Source organism: Pseudomonas sp. GW821-FHT09H03 (assembly GCF_059415945.1).
Genome location: NZ_JBWKOF010000014.1, coordinates 17,871 through 39,795 on the forward strand (window position 1 = coordinate 17,871; position 21,925 = coordinate 39,795).

Sequence of the window (21,925 nt, forward strand, 5' to 3'; positions counted from 1 at the left end):
GAGCATCAGTCACATCAATCCTGTCTGATAGATCGTCATCGCCAGCAAGCCGGCTCCTACAGTGTGGGCATGTCAGGGGTATTTGCGCTTGTCCGGCGCAGGCGGGAAGTACTGGTACAACCAGGTTTCACTGAGCGTGCGATCGTTAGTGCGAATGAACAGACGCAGTTCTACCGGCGCGACGCTGTCATTGGTCGGGTACCAGTCGAACAGGATGCGGTAGCCCTTGATGTCGTCGAGCTTGAGAATGCTGAAATCCTTGACCTCGCCGTTCGAGCAGGTGACCACGGGCTCGATGCCTGTGCCTTCAGGCAAGCGATCCAGGCCGCCACCGGTGAAGTCCACGGCAAAACGCCGGGCCCAGACCGGTGGGTAATGCTCGCCCGGTGCCCAGCCTTCAGTGAAACCGCCCATCCCTGAACGGGTCGCGTGGACCCGGGCAAGTGGCGTGCCGACCGGGGGCAGGGCACTCCAGTAGAGCTTGTAGCCGTAGTTCAGCGAGTCGCCGGCGGCCACTGGTTTTTTGGGCGTCCAGAAGGCCACGATGTTGTCCATGGTCTCGCCGGTGGTGGGGATCTCCAGCAAGTCGATCGAGCCTTCACCCCAGGCTGTGGTCGGTTCGACCCACAGGCTCGGACGGCGGCTGTACCAGTCGACGGTGTCCTGGTAACTGGCGAACTCGTGATCGGTCTGCACCAGGCCGAAACCTTTCGGGTCCTTGTCGGCGAATGCGTTGAATTGCAGGGTGGCCGGGTTGTTCAGCGGACGGCAGATCCACTCGCCGTTGCCGCGCCACATGGCCAGGCGATCGGAGTCATGGATCTGCGGGTGAATGGTGTCGCACATCCGGCGCTCATGGGTGCCGCAACTGAACATGCTGGTCATGGGTGCAATGCCCAACTGGTCGATGGCAGTACGCGCGTTGACGTGGGCGTCGACTTCCATCACCACGCGCTCGGCCTGGCAGTCGATATCGAAGCGATAGGCGCCGGTAGCGCTCGGCGAGTCGAGCAGGGCATAGACCACGAAACGGGTGCTGTCCTTGTCTGGCGTCTCGAACCAGAACTTGGTGAAGTCGGGAAACTCTTCGCGCTTGCTGGCGTAGGTGTCGATGGCCAGGCCGCGGGCCGACAAGCCGTACTGGCCGGTGGCGTCTACTGCACGGAAGTAGCTGGCGCCGAGGAAAGACACGACGTCGTGCTTGTCCAGTTCCGGAGCCTTGAACAGCTTGAAGCCGGAGAAGCCCAGGTCTCCTTTGAGCTGGGTAGTGTCAACGGTGGTGTTTTCATAGTTGAACAGCGACGGACGGAAATGCACCTCGCGCGCCAGGCGGGTCTTGGGGTCGACGCTGTACATGCGCACCGGCTGCTTGAACCCCATGCCGACGTGGAAGAACTGCACGTCAAGCTGCCCGTTCAGGTCATTCCACAGTGAATGGTTGCCGTCATAGCGGATGGCGTTGAAGTTCTGCGGGGTCATGGTGGCCAGGGTCGGCGGCAACACCTGCTTGGTGTCCTGGTAGCGGTTGCTGGCAAGCTGTTTGGCCTGGCGTTTCAGCGCTTCGAAATCGAACGCCGTGGCCTCGCCATCGGCGGTGCTCCCGCTGCCCGCCCAGGCATTGGCGGCCAGCAGGCCGGTGGCGGACAAGCCGGTGTAGGCAGCGATGGCCATGGAGGCTTTGAGCAAATGTCTGCGGTGCATAAATACAACCTGTCGTTAACAATCCCGCGCCGTTCCTGGCACGTGCTGGATCAGAAATATCGGTTCGGACATGCCTTCGGCCAAACGCAACGGACTTTAAACAGATGCCGGATAGCTTAAACCGTTCGCTTGAAGAGCAAAATTGATTGATGGCACGGCGCTAGTCCGGCAATGAAACAAGACATGTCGGTAAATGTTTCCCACAGCCTTTTCTGATTTTCAGGGCATATCTGCTTTTTTCGACTAATTACTCTAAAAACCGCTTTTCAGCGCGCGGAATATTCCTATTCTGTGCTCATGACCGGTTTATGCCCTTCAGGCCGGTGCGGTTCAGTGGGCACATGGAGGCAGCTGAAACAGGGAGTCAGTTGAAAAAGATAGGGCGATTCGGTTTTTAGCAGTTTTCTTTGACGTATAGAGAAGGACATCGTCCATGTCGAAAGTACAAGGCATCACCGAAATGTTGGGAATCTTTCCGTGCCTGGGTACCGGGCGACGCAGACGCAGACTCAACAGCGAGGAAATGAAACTGGTGGAGCGATATCGCGAATTATCGGAAAGCGACCGGATTGCCATGCGCTATCTGGTGGATGCGATGAGGAGTGTTTCGCGGTTCTGAAAGAGGCGGGGCATCCGGCTTGGGCGGGATGCCCTTTTTTCACCAATCCTGCGAGCGTTCTGAGCGTTGATGCAGCACTCGCAACACCTGTACCTGGCCTTCGACAAATCGATAAGGGGCGATGAAGGGATATCGGCCAAGCACTAACTCTCGTACATCAGGCACCACAGACGGCCGGCCCGAGCCGGGAAAATGCTCGAGCAGTTCAAAGGATTGCAGGATCGTGAAAATGATCTCGAGGGCGGCAGGTGCCCCAACGACCCTGTGGTAATGCTCGTGGATGTGATCAAGGTCGCTTTCGGCTTTTTCAGTCAGTACTACGCTCGGCACGTTTGGCCCACTTAGCCTTCACGGCGTCCAGATCGGTAAATTTCCCGGCGTTGGCATCGGCTATGCCGTCGCTGATGGCTTGCAGATGCCAGGATTCGGCTTCCACATAACGAACCAGTGCACGCTTGAGATGGTATTGGCGGTCGCGATCGGTGGCGGCTGCCAGCTGATCGAGCTGTTGAGCCAGTAATTCTTCGACGCGAAAGGACAAAACGGGTGAAGCCATGATGGCTCTCCTAGGGTGTATACGCTGTAAACTACGTAAACACACTAGGGTCTCCCGCGCTTTTCGTCAACCAACTCAAGTGTGCAGAGGCGTAGAAAACTTTAGCGGGGTGAGCGCGAAAGTGGGGGAGTGATGTGTTGCCAGATGCTGTTCCCTACCAAGGCCATGCGCTGGGCAGGGTAATGCACTCATTGAGATCTCTGCGCAAAATTGGCAGATTCAGGATGTCCGAAACCAGGGCAAAGTTTTGGAAGCGTTCCGGGGCGGTGGTTATTGTTTTGTCTTCCAGGTGTCGCCTGGTGCCGGCTTCTGCCTTGAAGCCGGGGTGACGCTATCGCCAGCAGGCTGGCTCCCACAGGGAAACGCATTCCAAACTGTGGGAGCCAGCCTGCTGGCGATGCCTTTAGTGCTTGAACATCACATGCCGCACAACGGTGTAGTCCTCCAACCCATACATCGACATGTCCTTCCCGTATCCGGACAGTTTCTGACCGCCATGGGGCATTTCGCTGACCAGCATGAAGTGCGTATTCACCCAGGTGCAGCCGTACTGCAAGCGCGCGGACAGGCGATGGGCGCGGCCGACGTCTGCGGTCCACACCGACGAGGCGAGCCCGTAGTCCGAATCATTGGCCCAGCCCAGCACCTGCGCTTCATCGGTGAATCGGGTGACGGACACCACTGGCCCAAACACTTCACGACGAACAATTTCATCGTCTTGCTGCGCGTCGGCCAGCACCGTGGGCTCGAAGAAGAACCCGTTGCCGTCCACCGCCTTGCCACCGGTGATCAGGCGGATGTGCGGCTGGGCCACGGCGCGCTCGACAAAGCCGGCCACGCGGTCGCGGTGCTGTGCGCTGATCAGTGGGCCGAGTTCGGTCGATGGGTCATCCTGCAAGCCGTGCTTGATGCTGCTGACGGCGGCACCGAGTTTCTCGACGAACTTGTCGTAGATGCCTTCCTGCGCATAGATGCGGCAGGCGGCGGTGCAGTCCTGGCCGGCGTTGTAAAAACCGAAGGTGCGGATGCCTTCCACTGCCGCGTCGATGTCGGCGTCGTCGAAGATGATCACCGGAGCCTTGCCGCCCAGTTCCATGTGCATGCGCTTGACGCTGTCGGCGGTGCTGGAAATGATGTTCGAACCGGTGGCGATGGAACCGGTCAGGGACACCATGCGCACTTTCGGATGGGTCACCAGCGGGCTGCCGACGGTAGGACCGCGACCGAATACCAGGTTGAGCACGCCGGCCGGGAAAATTTCCGACGCCAGCTCGGCCAGACGCAGGGCGGTCAGCGGAGTTTGTTCCGACGGCTTGAGGACCACGGTATTACCGGCGGCCAGGGCCGGGGCGATTTTCCAGGCAACCATCATCAGCGGGTAGTTCCACGGCGCGATGGAAGCGATCACGCCCACCGGATCGCGGCGGATCATCGAGGTGTGGCCAGGCAGGTATTCGCCACCGGCCGAACCGCTCATGCAACGGCTGGCGCCGGCGAAGAAACGGAATACGTCGGCAATCGCCGGGATCTCGTCGTTCAACGCGGCGCTGTAGGGCTTGCCGCAGTTGTCCGATTCCAGTTTGGCCAGCTCTTCTCCGTGGGCTTCGATGACGTCGGCGAGATTGAGCAGCAGCAGCGAACGTTCTTTAGGCGGGGTCTGCGACCAGCTGTCGAACGCGGCGTCGGCAGCGCGCACGGCGGCATCGACCTGGGCTTCGCTGGCTTCGTTGATTTCCACCAGCACACTGCCCAGCGCCGGGTTGAACACCGGTTGGGCGGGGCCTTCGCCATCAAGGAGTTGGCCGTTGATCAAGAGTCGGGTTTGCATGGCATTGTCCTCTTCGAAACTATTTATTTTTATCTGTAGCAACCGGGTCTAACTGTGGGAGCGGGCTTGCTCGCGAAAGCGGTGTGTCAGGCACCATCACTGTTGAATGTGATGACCTTTTCGCGAGCAAGCCCGCTCCCACATTGAGTTCGGTTCCTTTCGGGAGTAATCGTTGTCAGTTACTTTCCACCACTGCCCGCCACGCTTTCACCGCCACGGGTCAGGTAATAGGCACCGAAAATTGGCAGCATGGTCACGATCATCACCAGCATCGCCACGACGTTGGTCACCGGTACGTCCCGTGGGCGGCTGAGCTGGTTGAGCAGCCACAGCGGCAGGGTGCGTTCATGGCCGGCGGTGAAGGTGGTGACGATGATTTCATCGAACGACAGCGCGAAAGCGAGCATGCCCCCAGCCAGCAACGCCGAGCCGAGGTTCGGCAGGATGATGTAGCGGAAGGTCTGCCAGCCGTCGGCGCCGAGGTCCATCGAGGCCTCGATCAGGCTGTGCGAAGTGCGGCGCAAACGGGCGATGACGTTGTTGTAGACGATCACCACACAGAAGGTCGCGTGACCGACGATGATGGTGAACATCCCCGGTTCGATCCCCAGTGTCTTGAAGGTCGCCAGCAGCGCGATCCCGGTGATGATCCCCGGCAGGGCGATCGGCAGGATCAGCATCAGCGAAATGCCTTGCTTGCCGAAGAAATCCCGGCGGTACAACGCGGCCGAGGCCAATGTGCCAAGGACCATGGCGATCAGCGTGGCAATCGAGGCGATCTGCAACGACAGCTTGATCGCTTCGAGCACATCCGGCCGCGAGAACGCCACGCCGATCCACTTCAGGGTGAAGCCCTTGGGCGGAAAGCTGAACGCCGCGTCTTCGGTGTTGAAGGCGTACAGGAAGATGATCAGGATCGGGAAGTGCAGGAATACCAGCCCGCCCCACGCCGCGATTTTCAGGCCAATAGAAGCTTTCTCAGAGTGCATCGAAGGCCCCCAGGCGTTTGACGATGGAGAGGTAGATGGCGATCAGCACGATCGGCACCAGGGTGAACGCTGCGGCCATTGGCATGTTGCCGATCGCACCTTGCTGGGCGTAGACCATGCTGCCGACGAAGTAGCCGGGTGGGCCCACCAGTTGCGGCACGATGAAGTCACCGAGCGTCAGAGAGAAGGTGAAGATCGAGCCTGCGGCAATGCCCGGGATCGACAACGGCAGGATCACCTGCATGAAGGTCTGGCGCGGCTTGGCCCCAAGGTCGGCGGAGGCTTGCAACAACGACGGCGGCAAACGTTCCAGCGAGGCCTGGATCGGCAGGATCATGAAGGGCAGCCAGATGTAGACGAACACCATGAAGCGCCCCAGGTGCGAGGTCGACAGGGTGCTGCCACCGACGCCCGGAATGCCCAGCACCAGTTGCAGGACCGGTTCCAGCCCCAGGTGCTGCACGAACCACTGGGCCACGCCGCCCTTGGCCAGCAGCAAGGTCCAGGCATAGGCCTTGACGATGTAGCTGGCCCACATCGGCATCATCACCGCGATGTAGAAGAACGCCTTGGTCTTGCCGGTGGTGTAGCGTGCCATGTAATAGGCGATCGGGAACGCGACGATGGCGCTGGCGATCGACACGGCAATCGCCATGCCGAGGGTGCGCAGGATGATGTCGAAGTTCGATGGCTGGAACAGCGCGGCAAAGTTCGCCAGGGTCAGGTCGGGGGTGACCGCCATGGTGAAGTCATCGAAGGTGTAGAAGCCTTGCCACAGCAGAACCAGCAACGAACCGAGATAGATCGCACCGAACCACAGCAGCGGCGGTACCAACAGTAGCGACAGGTAAAAATTCGGTCGGCGATACAACAGATTGGAAAACCTGCGCAGCAGTGAGCCGCTGGCCGAAGATTGAGCGAGAGCCACGCTGTTCATCTCACACCCCGCCCGCTGCGGTGTCGTGCAACGGGATCATGGCTTCACGCGCCCAGCGTGCACTGATGCGCTGTCCGGTCTGGTGCTGTGCGCTGGTATCCAGCCACTGGTTGTTGGCCTTGCTGATGTTCAGGGTCTGGCCGTTTTCCAGTTTCAGCTCATAGCGAGTCGAACTGCCTTGGTACTGGATATCGTGCAGCAAACCGCAGACTTCAATCTCGTGGCTGGCCAGCGGGCCTTCGGCGAACCGCACGTGTTCCGGGCGAATCGAGAACGGCTGCGGATTGCCACTCAACTGTTTGGCCAGCTCGCCGCGGATCACGTTGGAAGTGCCAACGAATTCCGCGACGAAGGTGGTGGCCGGTTTCATGTACAGGTTGCGCGGCGTATCGACTTGTTCGATGCGGCCCTTGTTGAAAACTGCAACGCGATCGGACATCGACAGCGCTTCAGTCTGGTCATGGGTAACGAAAATGAAGGTGATGCCGAGCTGGCGCTGCAGCTTTTTCAGCTCGCTCTGCATTTGCTCGCGCAGCTTCAGGTCGAGAGCGCCGAGGGGCTCGTCGAGCAGCAATACGCGCGGACGATTGACCAGGGCGCGGGCCAGGGCCACACGCTGGCGCTGACCTCCGGACAGTTGCACCGGCTTGCGCTCGCCATAGCCAGCCAGGGCGACCATGTCGAGGGCTTCTTCGGCGCGCTTGAGGCGTTCAATCTTGCCCACGCCTTTGACTTTCAGGCCGTAGGCGACGTTGTCGCGAACGTTCATGTGCGGGAACAGCGCGTAATCCTGGAACACGGTGTTCACGTCGCGTTGATACGGCGGCAGCCCGGCGGCTTCCTCGCCATGAATACGGATGGAGCCGGCGCTCGGTTGTTCGAAACCGGCGATCAGGCGCAAACAGGTTGTTTTGCCCGAGCCGGAAGGCCCCAGCATGGAGAAGAACTCGCCGTCCTGGATGTCGATGGAAACCCGGTCTACGGCCTTCACTTCGCCGAACAGACGGGAAACGTTGGTGAATTGGACTGCAAGCGTCATGGTGCGGTGCTCCAAAAAGGCGAGGGCCGTCGCAACGGCCCTGCCTGGACTTCTGAAAAAACTGAATCGTCTAGCGGTGAATGCGATCTGCTTTCAGCTCACACACCTGGCAGATGAAATGCGATTCGCTTTTAGCTCACACATCCTGCAGGTGAAATGCGATCTGCTTTTAGCTCACACATCCTGCAGGTGAAATGCGATCTGCTTTGAGCTCACACATCCTGCAGGTGAAATGCGATCTGCTTTTAGCTCGCACATCTCGCAGATGAAATGCGATCTGCTTTTAGCTCGCACATCTCGCAGATGAAATGCGATCCGCTTTTAGCTCCCTCTCCCTCCGGGAGAGGGCGGGGGGTGAGGGCAGCGGTTTCGGTCATTGCCCATAATTGAAGAGCAACGTCAAAAGCTACCCCCTCACCCCAGCCCTTTCCCCCAGGGGGGAGAGGGGCAAAGGGAGCTCGACGCGAATCGCACTTGAGTCAGCGCCCACCCATGATCGCAATGTAATCCTGGGTCCAGCGGCTGTACGGCACGAACTTGCCGCCTTCAGCCTGCGGGGTTTTCCAGAAAGCGATTTTGTCGAACTGGTCGAAACCGTTGGTCTTGCAGCCCTCGGCGCCGAGCAGCTCACTGCCTTGGCAAGCCGCCGGCACCGCTGGCAACGAGCCGAACCATGCCGCGACATCGCCCTGGACTTTCGGTTGCAGTGACCAGTCCATCCACTTGTACGCACAGTTCGGGTGCTTGGCCTCGGTGTGCAACATGGTGGTGTCGGCCCAACCGGTGGCGCCTTCTTTCGGGATGGTCGAAGCGATTGGCTGCTTCTCGTTGATCAGACCGTTGACCTGGTACGGCCAGGCGCCGGAGGCGACTACGCCCTCGTTCTTGAAGTCGCTCATTTGAACCGTGGTGTCATGCCAGTAGCGGTGGATCAATGGCTGCTGGGCGCGCAGCAGGTCGAGCACGGCTTTGTACTGCGCTTCGGTCAGTTCGTACGGGCTCTGGATACCCAGCTCCGGCTTGGCGGTTTTCAGGTACAGCGCCGCGTCGGCAATGTAGATCGGACCGTCATACGCCTGTACGCGACCCTTGTTCGGTTTGCCGTCCGGCAGGTTCTGCGCGTCGAACAGCACGCCCCAACTGGTGGGCGCGGTCTTGAACACGTTGGTGTTGTACATCAGCACGTTCGGGCCCCACTGGTACGGGGTGCCGTAGGTCTGTTTATTGACTACGTACCACGGCGCATCCTTGAGGCGCGGGTCGAGATTCTTCCAGTTCGAAATCAGCGCCGTGTTGATCGGCTGTACCCGCTTGCCGACGATCAGGCGCAGGGAAGCGTCGCCGGACGCGGTCACCAGGTCGTATCCGCCCTTGGCCATCAGGCTGACCATTTCATCAGAGGTAGCAGCGGTCTTGACGTTGACCTTGCAGCCGGTTTCTTTCTCGAAGCCGGTCACCCAGTCGTAGGCCTTGTCGCTCTCGCCACGTTCGATGTAGCCCGGCCAGGCGACAATATCCAGTTGACCCTCGCCGGCACCGACGGCCGTGAGGGGCTCTGCGGCCTGGGCACTGACGCTGGCCAGCAGCGCGGTGGTGATTGCACTGAGCAGTGCGGTCTTGTGCACGAACATGGAGTTTCCCTCTTTTTTAATTATGGTCGGGGCGTTGGCTCGATCAAGAGTATTGCCGATTGTTGTTTTTAGCGTAGCTGCAAGTTTCAAACTTCAAGAGAAACGAAAGCTGCGAGCTTGAAACGGCAAGGGAAGGGCAGCAGGCAACATCTGGAAGCACTCTCGCGAGTGGGTAGCGGGCACTTTCAATTTAGGCTGGTGGCCTTATTTTCCGGTTAAACACATTTATGGAGGCGGAAAAATGAACACCCGTGGATTGCTCGATCAACTATTAAGGTCGGGCCAGGACTTGTTGCAGAACAAGACCGGTGGCTCGAAGCAAAAGGTCGCGAGCGGTGGCAGCGCTGGCCTTGGCAGTTTGCTCTCCGGCGCGAGCGGCGGGGCATTGGCCGCAGGTGCCATGGGCTTGCTGCTGGGCAGCAAAAAGGCCCGTAACGTCGGCGGCAAAGTCGCGGTCTACGGCGGCCTCACCGCGTTGGGTGTGCTGGCCTACAAGGCGTACGGCAACTGGCAGGCCCAGCAGGGCACTGCGCCAGAAACCGAACCGCAAACCCTTGACCGCTTGCCTGCCACGCAAGTCGAGCAGCACAGCCAGGCGATTCTCCAGGCGCTGGTTGCCGCAGCCAAGGCTGACGGACATATCGACGACCGCGAACGCGCGCTGATCGAGGGCGAGTTCGTCAAACTGGACAACGACCAGGAGTTGCAGCACTGGCTGCACGCCGAGCTCAACAAGCCGCTGGACCCCACCGACGTCGCCCGCGCCGCGCGCACGCCGGAGACGGCGGCCGAGATGTACATCGCCAGTGTGATGATGGTCGACGAGGAGAACTTTATGGAGAAGTCCTACCTCGATGAACTGGCGCGGCAACTCAAGCTGGAGCCATGGTTGAAGGCCGAGCTGGAGAGACAGGTGCGCCAGGCTTCGCTGTAGGCGCCGAGGCCGCCTGACCGCGGGCAGGCTCGCTGCCACAAGGACCATCGGCGAGCACAAATGTTGTGTTCACAGAAGGTTATTGTGGGATCGGGCCTGTACACGATGACAATTGCAGTTGCGCTCAGTGCCTTAATGGTCAATTGATAGTCTGTTTCTGCCAGAAGGGTAAAATAGTGTAAGCGACCGTCTTATAGGTGTAACACCGCCCTCGGCTATACTCCGCCCATTTGGCATCAGGCCCGAGGATCGACTGTGAAGAACTGGACGTTGCGCCAACGCATTTTGGCGAGTTTTGCGGTAATTATCGCCATTATGCTGTTGATGGTGGTCGTCTCGTATTCACGGCTGTTGACGATCGAATCCAGCGAAGCCAGTGTTCGCGAGGATGCACTTCCCGGGCTGTATTACAGTTCGATGGTGCGCAGTGCCTGGTCCGACAGTTATCTACGAATGCTGGGCATGCTTGGCCTGGAGCAAGGGAACGGCTTCAGCGCTGAGGATGTCTCGGACTTCAAGGGCTACTCCGCGCGCCTGCAAGAGCAGATGGAGCTCTATCGCGCAACAGTCACGACCGAAGAAGACAAAGTCGAGTACGCCGCGTTCGAAAAGCTGGCGGCCGATTACCAGCGGATTCTGTTGGCCGTGATCGAGTTGTACAAACGCAATCAGAACGCCGAAGCGATAAAGACATTCAATGAAGAGCTGACCCCGACCTGGACGGCGGGTCGTCTGAAACTCACTGATATTCTTCGAAACAACAAGGCAGTGGCAGATGCGGAAGTAGCAGCCATCGACGACGCTGTCCTCACCGCGAAAGTCATCATGGGCATTTCCTTGGTGATCGCCGTATTGGCGGCCGGCCTCTGCGGCCTGTTGTTGATGCGCGCCATCATGGCGCCGATGAATCGCATCGTGGAAATTCTCGGAATCATGCGCACGGGTGATCTCAGCAGTCGCCTGAATCTGGAGCGCAAGGACGAATTCGGTGCGGTGGAAACCGGCTTCAACGACATGATGACCGAGCTGACGTCCCTGGTGTCCCAGGCCCAGCGCTCGTCGGTGCAGGTCACCACGTCGGTCACCGAGATCGCCGCCACTTCCAAGCAACAGCAAGCCACCGCCACCGAAACCGCTGCCACCACCACGGAAATCGGCGCGACGTCGCGGGAAATCGCCGCCACTTCCCGTGACCTGGTGCGCACCATGACAGAAGTCTCCACCGCCGCCGACCAGGCCTCGGTGGCCGCCGGCTCCGGGCAACAGGGCCTGGCGCGGATGGAAGAAACCATGCACTCGGTAATGGGCGCGGCCGATCTGGTCAACGCCAAGCTGGCGATCCTCAACGAGAAGGCCGGCAACATCAACCAGGTGGTGGTGACCATCGTCAAGGTCGCCGACCAGACCAACCTGCTGTCGCTCAACGCCGCCATCGAAGCGGAGAAAGCCGGGGAGTACGGTCGCGGGTTCGCCGTGGTCGCCACCGAAGTGCGACGTCTGGCGGACCAGACTGCCGTGGCCACCTATGACATCGAGCAAATGGTCCGTGAGATCCAGTCGGCGGTGTCCGCCGGGGTCATGGGCATGGACAAGTTCTCCGAGGAAGTGCGCCGGGGCATGTCCGAGGTGCAGCAAGTCGGCGAGCAGCTGTCGCAGATCATCCATCAGGTTCAGGCGCTGGCGCCACGGGTGTTGATGGTCAACGAAGGCATGCAGGCCCAAGCCACCGGTGCCGAGCAGATCAACCACGCGCTGGTGCAACTGGGTGACGCCAGCAGTCAGACCGTCGAATCCCTGCGCCAGGCCAGCTTCGCCATCGACGAGCTGAGCCAGGTGGCCGTAGGGCTGCGTAGTGGCGTTTCGCGATTCAAAGTCTGATGAGCGAAATCACCGCCAAACGCGCTGCCGTGAAACAGGCGGCGCACGCGTTGTTTCTGGTGTTTCGCGTCGGCAGCGAGCGCTATGCATTACAAGCGATAGAGGTGGCGCAAGTGCTGCCGTGCCATGCGTTGAAGCCGATCCCCGGTACCCCCGAATGGGTCGCCGGCGTGTTCGCCTGTCGTGGTGCGGTGGTACCGGTGATTGACCTCTGCGCACTGGCCTTTGGTTCGCCCGCCCAGGCCCGTACCAGTACGCGGCTTGTGCTGGTCAACTACCGTCGCGATGAAAGCGCGGAAACGAAACTGCTCGGGTTGATTCTGGAGCAGGCCACCGACACCCTGCGTTGCGATCCGGCGGATTTTCAACCCTATGGACTGGACAATCGCCAGGCGCCGTACCTGGGACCGGTGCGCAAGGACGAGCAGGGTTTGCTGCAATGGGTGCGGGTCAGGGATCTGCTGAACGATGAGGTTCGCGCACTGTTGTTCCCTTCGCCACCGCTGGACCTGGCGTCGCTTGAGGCGCACTCATGAGCAGCGACCAGCGCTTTTTCGATTTCCTCAAGGCGCGCATCGGCCTTGACGTGACCTCGGTCGGGCCGGCGATCATCGAGCGTGCCGTGCGCCAGCGCAGTGCCGCGTCGCACGCACTGACAGCCGATCATTACTGGCAACTGCTGCAAGGCTCAGAGAACGAACAGCAGGCACTGATCGAAGCGGTGATCGTCCCGGAAACCTGGTTCTTCCGTTACCCGGAGTCCTTCGTCACCCTGGCCAGGCTGGCCAGCAAACGCCTGGCCGAGATCAATAACCTGCGTGCGCTGAGGATCCTCAGCCTGCCGTGCTCCACCGGAGAAGAACCGTACTCGATAGCCATGGCGTTGCTCGATGCCGGGCTCAAGCCGCATCAGTTCAAGGTCGACGGCATGGACGTCAGCCCCCTGTCTGTGGAAAAAGCCAGGCGTGCGCTGTATGGCAAAAACTCCTTTCGTGGCCACGACATGGGCTTTCGAGAACGCCATTTCAGCGCCGCAGGCGATAGTTTTCGCCTTGACCAGAGAGTGCTCGAGCAGGTGCGCCTGCAGGTCGGCAATCTGCTTGATCCGGCGCTGCTGGCCGGTGAGCCGCCGTATGACTTTGTGTTCTGCCGTAATCTGCTGATCTATTTTGACCAGGCAACGCAGAAGCAGGTGTTTGAAGTGCTCAAGCGCCTGACCCACGTGGATGGCGTGCTATTCATCGGTCCGGCCGAGGGTGCTCCGCTGGGGCGCTTGGGCATGCGCTCGATTGGCATTGCACAATCCTTTGCCTTCAGTCACCAGAGCGCCCCGGAGCCTGAGCCGTTCCCCCTCTTCGTACCTGCGCCTTTACCGGTGCAAAAACAACTGCGCAGCGCCCCGCCAACGTCGCTGCGCAGCCGTCCGTTTGCCAGCGTGGCGCCGATGTCTGCTGCGGCAAAGAAGCCGGATTCCGACACGGCCGGGTTGCTGGCAAACATCGCCGCCCTGGCCAACGAAGGCAAAACTGCACAAGCACGGGTCGCCTGTGAAAGTTATCTGCGCAGCCATGAGCCGGTAGCCCAGGTTTTTTGCTGGCTGGGGTTGCTCAGCGACGTGGCCGGCAATGCCCTGGAGGCCCAGGGTTTTTATCGCAAGGCGTTGTACCTCGAACCGCAACATCCCGAGGCGTTGATGCACCTGGCGGCATTGCTGCAAGCCCAGGGCGACACGGCGGGTGCCAGACGATTACAGGAGCGTGCCGCCCGCAGCGGCCGCGCCGCCGACAGTGAGCGTAGACGATGACCGCCTCCGATACCTTTCGCGTCAGCCGGGACGCCCAGGCCATCGACGATTGCTGGAACCGCATCGGGATTCACGGTGACAAATCCTGCCCGTTGCTGGGTGAGCACATTCACTGCCGTAATTGCGCGGTGTATTCGGCCGCCGCCACGCGTTTGCTCGATCGTTACGCGTTGCAGCAGGAAGATCGCGAGCAAGTGTCCATTGCGCTCGAGAGCGAGGTGAAAACCCGCTCGCTGTTGATGTTTCGCCTGGGCGAAGAATGGTTGGGCCTGGCTACCCGCAGTCTGGTCGAAGTGGCGCCGATGCAGGCGATTCACTCTTTGCCGCACCAGCGTTCCCGGGCCCTGCTCGGTGTTGCCAATGTGCGCGGCGCGTTGGTGGCGTGCCTGTCGCTGGTGGAACTGCTCGGGCTCGATGGCAGCGGCAACGTCGCGCCTGGCATCCGGGTCATGCCGCGCATGCTGATCATCGCGGCTCACGGCGGGCCGGTGGTGGTGCCGGTGGATGAGGTCGACGGGATTCACGCCATCGATGAGCGCATCCTCGATGCGGCCTCGCGCTCCGGTGCCCAGGCCAGCGCCATATACACCCGGGGCGTGTTGCAATTCAAAGGCCGCAGCCTGCGCTGGCTGGATGAAGAGCAGCTGCTGACAGCCGTGACACGGAGCCTTACATGACCCCTGAGCAAATGCGCGACGCCTCTTTGCAGGAGCTGTTCAGCCTGGAAGCCGAGGCCCAGACCCAGGTGTTGAGTGCCGGTCTGTTGGCGCTTGAACGCAACCCGACCCTGGCCGATCAGCTCGAGTCGTGCATGCGCGCGGCACACTCGCTCAAGGGCGCGGCGCGGATCGTGGGTATCGATGCCGGGGTCAGCGTTGCCCACGTGATGGAAGATTGTCTGGTCAGTGCCCAGGAAGGGCGTCTGCTGCTGTGCCCGGAGCATATCGATGCGTTGCTGCAAGGCACCGATCTGCTGATGCGCATCGCCACACCGAACAACAATCCGCAAGGGGCCGAGATCGAAGCCTATGTGGCACGGATGGCGCAATTGCTCGACCCGAACGCCACGGCGGCAGCACCGGTGATGGCCGAACTGCAGCTCGAAGCGCCAGTGCCCGGGATCGAGCCAGTGGCAGAGGACATTGAGCCGCCTGCGGCCAAGACACTGCGCAAAAGAAAACCCGCGACGGAAAACGGCGAACGTGTGCTGCGCGTTACCGCCGAGCGCCTGAACAGCCTGCTCGATCTGTCGAGTAAATCCCTGGTCGAAACCCTGCGGCTCAAACCGCATCTGGCCGCCATGCAGCGTCTCAAACGCCTGCAGAACAACAGCCAGCGCGCGCTGGAGAACCTCAATACGCATCTCAAGGACCAGGCTTTGAGCCTGGAAGCCCGGGAAGCCCTCGAGGATGCCCGGCGACTTTTGGCGCAATCCCAGCAATTGCTGGTGGAAAAGAACACCGAACTTGATGAGTTCGCCTGGCAGGCCGGCCAGCGGGCGCAGGTGCTGTACGACACGGCATTGGCCTGTCGGATGCGGCCGTTTGCTGATGTGCTGAGCGGACAAGTGCGCATGGTCCGCGATCTGGGCCGCGACTTGGGTAAACAGGTGCGCCTGGAGATCGAGGGTGAGAAGACCCAGGTCGATCGCGACGTGCTGGAAAAGCTCGAAGCCCCGCTGACCCATTTGCTGCGCAACGCGGTCGATCATGGCATTGAAAGCCCCGAGCAGCGCCTGATGGCAGGCAAGCCGGCTGAAGGCCTGATCCGCCTGCGCGCCTCCCATCAGGCCGGGCTGTTGGTGCTGGAGTTGAGTGATGACGGTAATGGCGTGGATCTGGAAAAGGTCCGCCGCAGCATCATCGAACGGCAGTTGTCGCCAGCGCAAACCGCCGCGCAGTTGAGCGAGGAAGAGCTGCTGACGTTCCTGTTTCTGCCGGGTTTCAGCCTGCGCGACACGGTCACCGAAGTCTCCGGACGCGGCGTCGGGCTTGATGCGGTGCAGCACATGGTCCGGCAATTGCGCGGCGCCGTGGTACTGGAGCAGACGGCGGGCGAGGGCAGCCGTTTCCATCTGGAAGTGCCGCTGACCCTGTCAGTGGTGCGCAGCCTGGTGGTAGAGGTCGGCGACGAAGCCTACGCTTTCCCTTTGGCTCACATTGAACGCATGTGCGATCTGGAGCCGGCGGATATCGTCCAGGTCGAAGGTCGCCAGCACTTCTGGCACGAGGGCCGACACGTGGGGCTGGTGGCGGCGACTCAGCTATTGCAGCGCCCGGCGAGCCAGAACAGCCCGCAAACATTGAAAGTCGTGGTAATCCGCGAACGCGATGCGATCTACGGCGTGGCGGTGGAGCGCTTTATCGGCGAACGGACATTGGTGGTGCTGCCGCTGGATGAGCGTCTGGGCAAGGTGCAGGACATTTCTGCCGGGGCCTTGCTCGACGACGGTTCAGTGGTGCTGATCGTCGACGTCGAAGACATGCTGCGCTCCGTGGATAAACTGCTCAATACCGGGCGTCTGGAACGCATCGCCCGGCACAGCAGCAAGGTCGTCGAAGCCGCGCGCAAGCGGATTCTGGTGGTCGACGACTCCCTGACCGTGCGAGAGTTGCAGCGTAAATTGCTACTCAATCGCGGCTACGACGTAGCGGTCGCGGTGGATGGCATGGACGGCTGGAACGCCCTGCGTTCGGAGGATTTCGATCTGCTGATCACCGACATTGATATGCCGCGCATGGATGGCATCGAACTGGTCACGCTGCTGCGTCGGGACAATCGCCTGCAATCGCTGCCGGTGATGGTGGTGTCCTACAAGGATCGCGAAGAAGATCGCCGTCGGGGGCTGGATGCCGGCGCCGACTACTATTTGGCCAAGGCCAGTTTTCATGACGACGCCCTGCTCGATGCAGTGGTCGAGCTCATTGGAGGAGCGCGGGCATGAGGATCGCAATCGTCAACGACATGCCAATGGCAGTGGAAGCCCTGCGCCGCGCTCTGGCGTTCGAGCCGGCTCACCAGGTGGTCTGGGTCGCCGGCGACGGGGCCGAGGCAGTGCACCTGTGCGCGCAGGATACGCCGGACCTGATCCTGATGGACCTGATCATGCCGGTGATGGATGGCGTCGAGGCTACCCGGCGGATCATGAATGAGACCCCTTGCGCCATCGTCATTGTTACCGTCGATCGCCAGCAGAATGTCCACCGGGTGTTCGAAGCCATGGGCCACGGGGCACTGGACGTCGTCGACACTCCGACCCTCGGTGCCGGTAATGCCCAGGAAGCGGCCGCGCCATTACTGCGCAAAATCATCAACATCGGCTGGCTGATCGGCGAAAAGGTCAGTGGCGAACGTTCCGCCCCCGGCCCGTCACGCAATCAGGGTTCGCGACAAAGGCTGATTGCCATCGGTTCATCCGCCGGCGGGCCCGCTGCGCTAGAGGTCCTGCTCAAGGGGCTGCCGCGCAACTTCTCAGCGGCCATCGTGCTGGTACAGCACGTTGACCAGGTGTTCGCCGCCGGCATGGCCGAATGGCTCGGCAGTGCCAGCGGCCTCGACGTGCGGCTGGCCCGCGAAGGTGAGCCGCCGCAAAGCGGCACGGTCTTGCTGGCCGGCACCAATCATCATATCCGTCTGTTGAAAAACGGCACGCTGGCCTACACCGCCGAACCGGTCAACGAAATCTACCGACCCTCTATCGACGTGTTCTTCGAGAGCGTGGCCCATCACTGGGCCGGCGATGCCGTAGGCGTATTGCTCACCGGCATGGGGCGTGATGGCGCCCAGGGGCTTAAACTCATGCGTCAGCAGGGTTACCTGACCATCGCACAGGACCAGAACAGCAGCGCGGTCTACGGCATGCCGAAAGCGGCCGCGGCCATCGACGCTGCCGTGGAAATTCGCCCACTGGACAAGATAGCGCCACGATTGCTGGAGATTTTCTCCAAATGACTACTTTTTTTCGCAACCCTGGCCCAGGCAGTACTCAGGTGACCGCACATGAATGATTTACAGATCGACGACTTCAAGAGCGACGAAAACGCCGCCATGGTATTGCTGGTGGACGATCAGGCGATGATTGGCGAAGCCGTGCGCCGTGGATTATCGAATGAAGAGAACATCGACTTCCATTTCTGCGCCGACCCGCACCAGGCGATCGCCCAAGCGGTGCGCATCAAGCCGACGGTGATTCTCCAGGACCTGGTGATGCCGGGGCTGGACGGCCTGAGCCTGGTACGCGAATACCGCAATCATCCGGCGACCCGGGACATACCGATCATCGTCCTGTCGACCAAGGAAGACCCGATGATCAAGAGCGCGGCGTTCGCCGCCGGCGCCAACGATTACCTGGTCAAACTGCCGGACAACATCGAACTGGTCGCGCGCATCCGCTATCACTCGCGGTCCTACATGACCCTGTTGCAGCGCGACGCCGCTTACCGGGCGTTGCGGGTCAGCCAGCAACAGTTGCTCGACACCAACCTGGTGCTGCAGCGCCTGATGAACTCCGATGGCCTGACCGGATTGTCGAACCGCCGGCATTTCGATGAATACATGGAACTGGAATGGCGCCGTGCGTTGCGCGAGCAGAGTCAGTTGTCGTTGCTGATGATCGACGTCGACTATTTCAAGGCCTACAACGACAACTTCGGTCACGTGGAAGGCGACGAAGCCCTGCGCAAGGTGGCCGAGGCGATCCGCAACGCCAGCGCCCGGCCTTCCGACCTGCCGGCCCGTTACGGCGGCGAAGAATTCTCCCTGGTGCTGCCCAACACCTCGCCGGGCGGTGCCCGACTGGTGGCGGAAAAACTGCGCCAGACCATCGAAGCCCTGAAAATCCCGCACAACTCCCCAAGTGAAGGTTCAAGCCTGACCGTCAGCATCGGCCTGTCGACCATCATCCCGAAACCGGGAGGCAATTACCGCGACCTGATCTCGGCGGCGGACAAGGGCCTGTATTTGGCGAAGAAAAATGGGCGTAATCAGGTTGGGGTCGGGTAAACCGTATCCTGTGCAGGAGCGAGCAGGCTCCGGGCGGCGATCCGACGATGGGCGTGAACGATAGCGCTTAAAGCCAGATACCAAGCGGTGCTTGCGGTTTTTCGCGAGCAGGCTCGCTCCTACAGGGGTCTGCGTCGTTTCAGGGATTGCCTGTTTACATGCCTTTTCGGCCAGGCGGACTGCCGTTTTTGGCCGTTTACCGGTATACTCGCCGGCTTTCAAAAGTTCGCCAACGAGTGCTGCCCGCCATGGAAATCAACCCGATCCTTAACACCATCAAGGACCTGTCCGAGCGCTCCGAAACTATTCGGGGGTATCTTTGACTACGATCAAAAGCATGAGCGTCTGACTGAAGTCAATCGCGAGCTTGAAGATCCGAGTGTCTGGAACAAACCTGAATACGCCCAGGAGTTGGGCCGCGAGCGTGCTGCACTGGCGCAGATCGTCGAAACCCTGGACGAACTGAACACCGGTCTGGCCGATTGCCGCGACCTGCTGGACATGGCCGTCGAAGAAAACGATGAAGGCGCAGTGGGCGATGTCGTCGCCGAGCTGGCCCGTCTCGAGGAAAACCTCGCCAAGCTTGAATTCCGCCGCATGTTCAGCCACGAAATGGACCCGAACAACGCCTACCTGGACATCCAGGCCGGCTCCGGCGGCACCGAAGCCCAGGACTGGGCCAACATCCTGTTGCGCATGTACCTGCGCTGGGCTGACAAACGCGGTTTCGACGCGACCATCATGGAACTGTCCGCCGGTGAAGTCGCCGGGATCAAGGGCGCCACCGTGCACATCAAGGGCGAATACGCCTTTGGCTGGCTGCGTACCGAAATCGGCGTGCACCGTCTGGTGCGCAAGAGCCCGTTCGACTCCGGCAATCGTCGTCACACATCTTTCTCTGCGGTGTTCGTTTCCCCGGAGATCGATGACAAGGTCGAAATCGAAATCAACCCGGCAGACTTGCGGATCGACACCTATCGTTCCTCGGGTGCCGGTGGTCAGCACGTAAACACCACCGACTCGGCCGTACGTATCACCCACGTACCGACGAACACCGTGGTCAGCTGCCAGAACGAACGTTCCCAGCACGCCAACAAGGACACCGCCATGAAAATGCTGCGGGCCAAGTTGTATGAGCAGGAAATGCAGAAACGCAACGCGGCCTCCCAGGCCCTGGAAGACACCAAGTCCGATATCGGCTGGGGTCACCAGATTCGTTCGTACGTGCTGGATGCCTCGCGGATCAAGGATTTGCGCACTAACATCGAACGCAGCGACTGCGACAAGGTACTCGACGGCGATATCGACGAATACCTGGAAGCCAGCCTGAAATCCGGGCTGTAAGACATGCAATACGGGATCGGTCTCGATCCCTTGTAGGAGCCGGCTTGCTGGCGATCTCCGGCCGCAGGCCGGGGGCAACGAACCCGTGATGGAATATTTAAAGACATGAGCGACCAAGAACTCGACCCGCAAGCCCTGCAACAGGAAGAAAACTCCCTGATCGCCCTGCGCAAGGAAAAGCTTGCTGCCGAGCGCGCCAAGGGCAATGCCTTCCCCAACGACTTCCGCCGCGACAACTACTGCGATGTGCTGCAGAAACAGTACGCGGACAAGACCAAGGAAGAGCTGGCAGAGGCTGCGATCCCGGTCAAGGTTGCCGGTCGTATCATGCTCAACCGTGGCTCGTTCATGGTAATCCAGGACATGACCGGACGAATCCAGGTCTACGTCAACCGCAAGACTCTGTCCGAAGAAACCCTGGCCGCGGTGAAAACCTGGGACATGGGCGACATCATTGCCGCCGAAGGCACCCTGGCCCGTTCCGGCAAAGGTGACCTGTACGTTGAAATGACCAACGTGCGCCTGCTGACCAAGTCCCTGCGCCCGCTGCCGGACAAGCACCACGGCCTGACCGACACCGAGCAGCGCTACCGCCAGCGTTATGTTGACCTGATCGTCAACGAAGACGTGCGCCAGACGTTCCGCGTGCGTTCGCAAGTCATCGCCCACATCCGTACCTTCCTGATGAAGCGTGACTTCCTGGAAGTGGAAACGCCGATGCTGCAATCCATTCCGGGCGGCGCGGCAGCCAAACCGTTTGAAACCCACCACAACGCGCTGGACATGGAAATGTTCTTGCGCATTGCGCCTGAGCTGTACCTCAAGCGGCTTGTTGTTGGCGGGTTTGAAAAAGTGTTCGAGATCAACCGCAACTTCCGTAACGAAGGCGTATCGACTCGTCACAACCCTGAATTCACCATGTTGGAGTTCTACCAGGCTTACGCCGACTACGAAGACAACATGGACCTGACCGAAGAACTGTTCCGTGAGCTGGCGCAGCTGGTTCTGGGCAGCACCGATGTGCCGTACGGCGACAAGGTGTTCCACTTCGGCGAGCCGTTCGTGCGTCTGTCGGTGTTCGACTCGATCCTCAAGTACAACCCTGAGCTGACCGCTGACGACCTGAACGACATCGACAAGGCCCGTGCCATCGCCAAGAAAGCCGGCGCCAAGGTGCTGGGTTTCGAAGGCCTGGGTAAATTGCAGGTGATGATTTTCGAAGAGCTGGTCGAGCACAAACTGGAGCAGCCGCACTTCATCACCCAGTACCCGTTCGAAGTGTCGCCGCTGGCCCGTCGCAACGACGACAACCCGAACGTCACCGACCGTTTCGAGCTGTTCATCGGCGGCCGTGAAATCGCCAACGCCTACTCCGAGTTGAACGACGCGGAAGACCAGGCCGAGCGCTTCATGGCCCAGGTGGCCGACAAGGACGCCGGTGACGACGAAGCCATGCACTACGACGCCGACTTCGTGCGTGCCCTTGAATACGGCATGCCGCCAACGGCCGGTGAAGGTATCGGCATCGACCGCCTGGTGATGTTGTTGACCAACTCACCGTCGATCCGCGACGTGATACTGTTCCCGCACATGCGGCCGCAAGCGTAAGTGTTTCACTTAAAAAACCGCCTCTTCAGGCGGTTTTTTATTGCCTGTCTGGTACA

Annotated in this window: 19 protein-coding genes; 11 read left to right on the forward strand and 8 right to left on the reverse strand. The window is 60.5% G+C overall.

Going from position 1 to position 21,925, the window contains the following annotated elements:
- Positions 1-72: 72 nt before the first annotated feature.
- Positions 73-1,701: a glucan biosynthesis protein D gene (locus tag AC07OG_RS19760; protein ID WP_495067858.1), complete on the reverse strand. Its 1,629-nt coding sequence runs from the start codon at positions 1,699-1,701 to the stop codon at positions 73-75.
- A gap of 433 nt (positions 1,702-2,134) precedes the next feature.
- Between AC07OG_RS19760 and AC07OG_RS19765 the strand changes: the two genes are divergently transcribed.
- Positions 2,135-2,320, forward strand: a complete 186-nt coding sequence (locus tag AC07OG_RS19765) for a hypothetical protein (protein ID WP_060541846.1) — start codon at positions 2,135-2,137, stop codon at positions 2,318-2,320.
- A gap of 39 nt (positions 2,321-2,359) precedes the next feature.
- Here AC07OG_RS19765 and AC07OG_RS19770 read toward each other — a convergent pair whose 3' ends face one another.
- The 7 genes from AC07OG_RS19770 to ydcS all read right to left on the reverse strand — a co-directional run bounded on the left by AC07OG_RS19770 (position 2,360) and on the right by ydcS (position 9,300).
- Entirely contained in the window at positions 2,360-2,650 is a 291-nt protein-coding gene (locus tag AC07OG_RS19770) for a type II toxin-antitoxin system RelE/ParE family toxin (protein WP_495067859.1), read from the reverse strand.
- Complete coding sequence (locus AC07OG_RS19775; protein ID WP_495067860.1) at positions 2,628-2,876, reverse strand: CopG family ribbon-helix-helix protein; 249 nt, start codon at positions 2,874-2,876, stop codon at positions 2,628-2,630. The genes AC07OG_RS19770 and AC07OG_RS19775 overlap by 23 nt, the downstream gene beginning before the upstream one ends.
- A gap of 403 nt (positions 2,877-3,279) precedes the next feature.
- A complete protein-coding gene (locus AC07OG_RS19780) occupies positions 3,280-4,704 on the reverse strand; it encodes a gamma-aminobutyraldehyde dehydrogenase (protein ID WP_218424813.1) in 1,425 nt (474 codons plus the stop codon).
- 179 nt (positions 4,705-4,883) lie between these two features.
- Positions 4,884-5,693 carry an ABC transporter permease gene (locus AC07OG_RS19785; protein ID WP_060541842.1) on the reverse strand — a complete coding sequence of 270 codons (810 nt, stop codon included), beginning with the start codon at positions 5,691-5,693 and terminating at the stop codon, positions 4,884-4,886.
- Positions 5,683-6,630 (reverse strand): ABC transporter permease, encoded by a 948-nt coding sequence (locus AC07OG_RS19790; protein WP_495067861.1) that lies wholly within the window; start codon positions 6,628-6,630, stop codon positions 5,683-5,685. The genes AC07OG_RS19785 and AC07OG_RS19790 overlap by 11 nt, the downstream gene beginning before the upstream one ends.
- Before the next feature lies 1 nt (position 6,631).
- Positions 6,632-7,669 carry an ABC transporter ATP-binding protein gene (locus tag AC07OG_RS19795; protein WP_495067862.1) on the reverse strand — a complete coding sequence of 346 codons (1,038 nt, stop codon included), beginning with the start codon at positions 7,667-7,669 and terminating at the stop codon, positions 6,632-6,634.
- Between the two features lie 479 nt (positions 7,670-8,148).
- Positions 8,149-9,300 carry a putative ABC transporter substrate-binding protein YdcS gene (gene ydcS / locus AC07OG_RS19800; protein ID WP_495067863.1) on the reverse strand — a complete coding sequence of 384 codons (1,152 nt, stop codon included), beginning with the start codon at positions 9,298-9,300 and terminating at the stop codon, positions 8,149-8,151.
- Positions 9,301-9,541: 241 nt separating this feature from the next.
- Between ydcS and AC07OG_RS19805 the strand changes: the two genes are divergently transcribed.
- From AC07OG_RS19805 to lysS, 10 genes are all read left to right on the forward strand, one after another.
- Positions 9,542-10,234, forward strand: coding sequence for a tellurite resistance TerB family protein (locus tag AC07OG_RS19805; RefSeq protein WP_495067864.1), 693 nt, complete (start codon positions 9,542-9,544; stop codon positions 10,232-10,234).
- A 255-nt stretch (positions 10,235-10,489) separates the two neighbouring features.
- A complete protein-coding gene (locus tag AC07OG_RS19810; protein ID WP_495067865.1) occupies positions 10,490-12,112 on the forward strand; it encodes a methyl-accepting chemotaxis protein in 1,623 nt (540 codons plus the stop codon).
- Positions 12,112-12,648, forward strand: coding sequence for a chemotaxis protein CheW (locus AC07OG_RS19815; RefSeq protein ID WP_495067866.1), 537 nt, complete (start codon positions 12,112-12,114; stop codon positions 12,646-12,648). Before AC07OG_RS19810 ends, AC07OG_RS19815 begins: the two co-directional genes overlap by 1 nt.
- Entirely contained in the window at positions 12,645-13,916 is a 1,272-nt protein-coding gene (locus AC07OG_RS19820; RefSeq protein ID WP_495067867.1) for a CheR family methyltransferase, read from the forward strand. The genes AC07OG_RS19815 and AC07OG_RS19820 overlap by 4 nt, the downstream gene beginning before the upstream one ends.
- Positions 13,913-14,593, forward strand: coding sequence for a chemotaxis protein CheW (locus AC07OG_RS19825; protein WP_060541832.1), 681 nt, complete (start codon positions 13,913-13,915; stop codon positions 14,591-14,593). Before AC07OG_RS19820 ends, AC07OG_RS19825 begins: the two co-directional genes overlap by 4 nt.
- Positions 14,590-16,860: a hybrid sensor histidine kinase/response regulator gene (locus AC07OG_RS19830; RefSeq protein ID WP_495067868.1), complete on the forward strand. Its 2,271-nt coding sequence runs from the start codon at positions 14,590-14,592 to the stop codon at positions 16,858-16,860. Before AC07OG_RS19825 ends, AC07OG_RS19830 begins: the two co-directional genes overlap by 4 nt.
- Positions 16,857-17,867, forward strand: a complete 1,011-nt coding sequence (locus AC07OG_RS19835; protein ID WP_060541830.1) for a chemotaxis response regulator protein-glutamate methylesterase — start codon at positions 16,857-16,859, stop codon at positions 17,865-17,867. Before AC07OG_RS19830 ends, AC07OG_RS19835 begins: the two co-directional genes overlap by 4 nt.
- 48 nt (positions 17,868-17,915) lie before the next feature.
- The gene (locus AC07OG_RS19840) at positions 17,916-18,917 is read left to right on the forward strand and encodes a diguanylate cyclase (RefSeq protein WP_495067869.1); all 1,002 of its coding nucleotides are present in this window, start codon (positions 17,916-17,918) and stop codon (positions 18,915-18,917) included.
- Between the two features lie 248 nt (positions 18,918-19,165).
- A protein-coding gene (prfB, locus tag AC07OG_RS19845) for a peptide chain release factor 2 (RefSeq protein ID WP_103394385.1) occupies positions 19,166-20,261 on the forward strand; the annotation gives its coding sequence in 2 pieces (ribosomal slippage) (positions 19,166-19,237 and positions 19,239-20,261; 1,095 coding nt in all).
- 105 nt (positions 20,262-20,366) lie between these two features.
- Positions 20,367-21,869, forward strand: a complete 1,503-nt coding sequence (gene lysS, locus AC07OG_RS19850; protein ID WP_060541828.1) for a lysine--tRNA ligase — start codon at positions 20,367-20,369, stop codon at positions 21,867-21,869.
- Positions 21,870-21,925 lie beyond the last annotated feature (56 nt).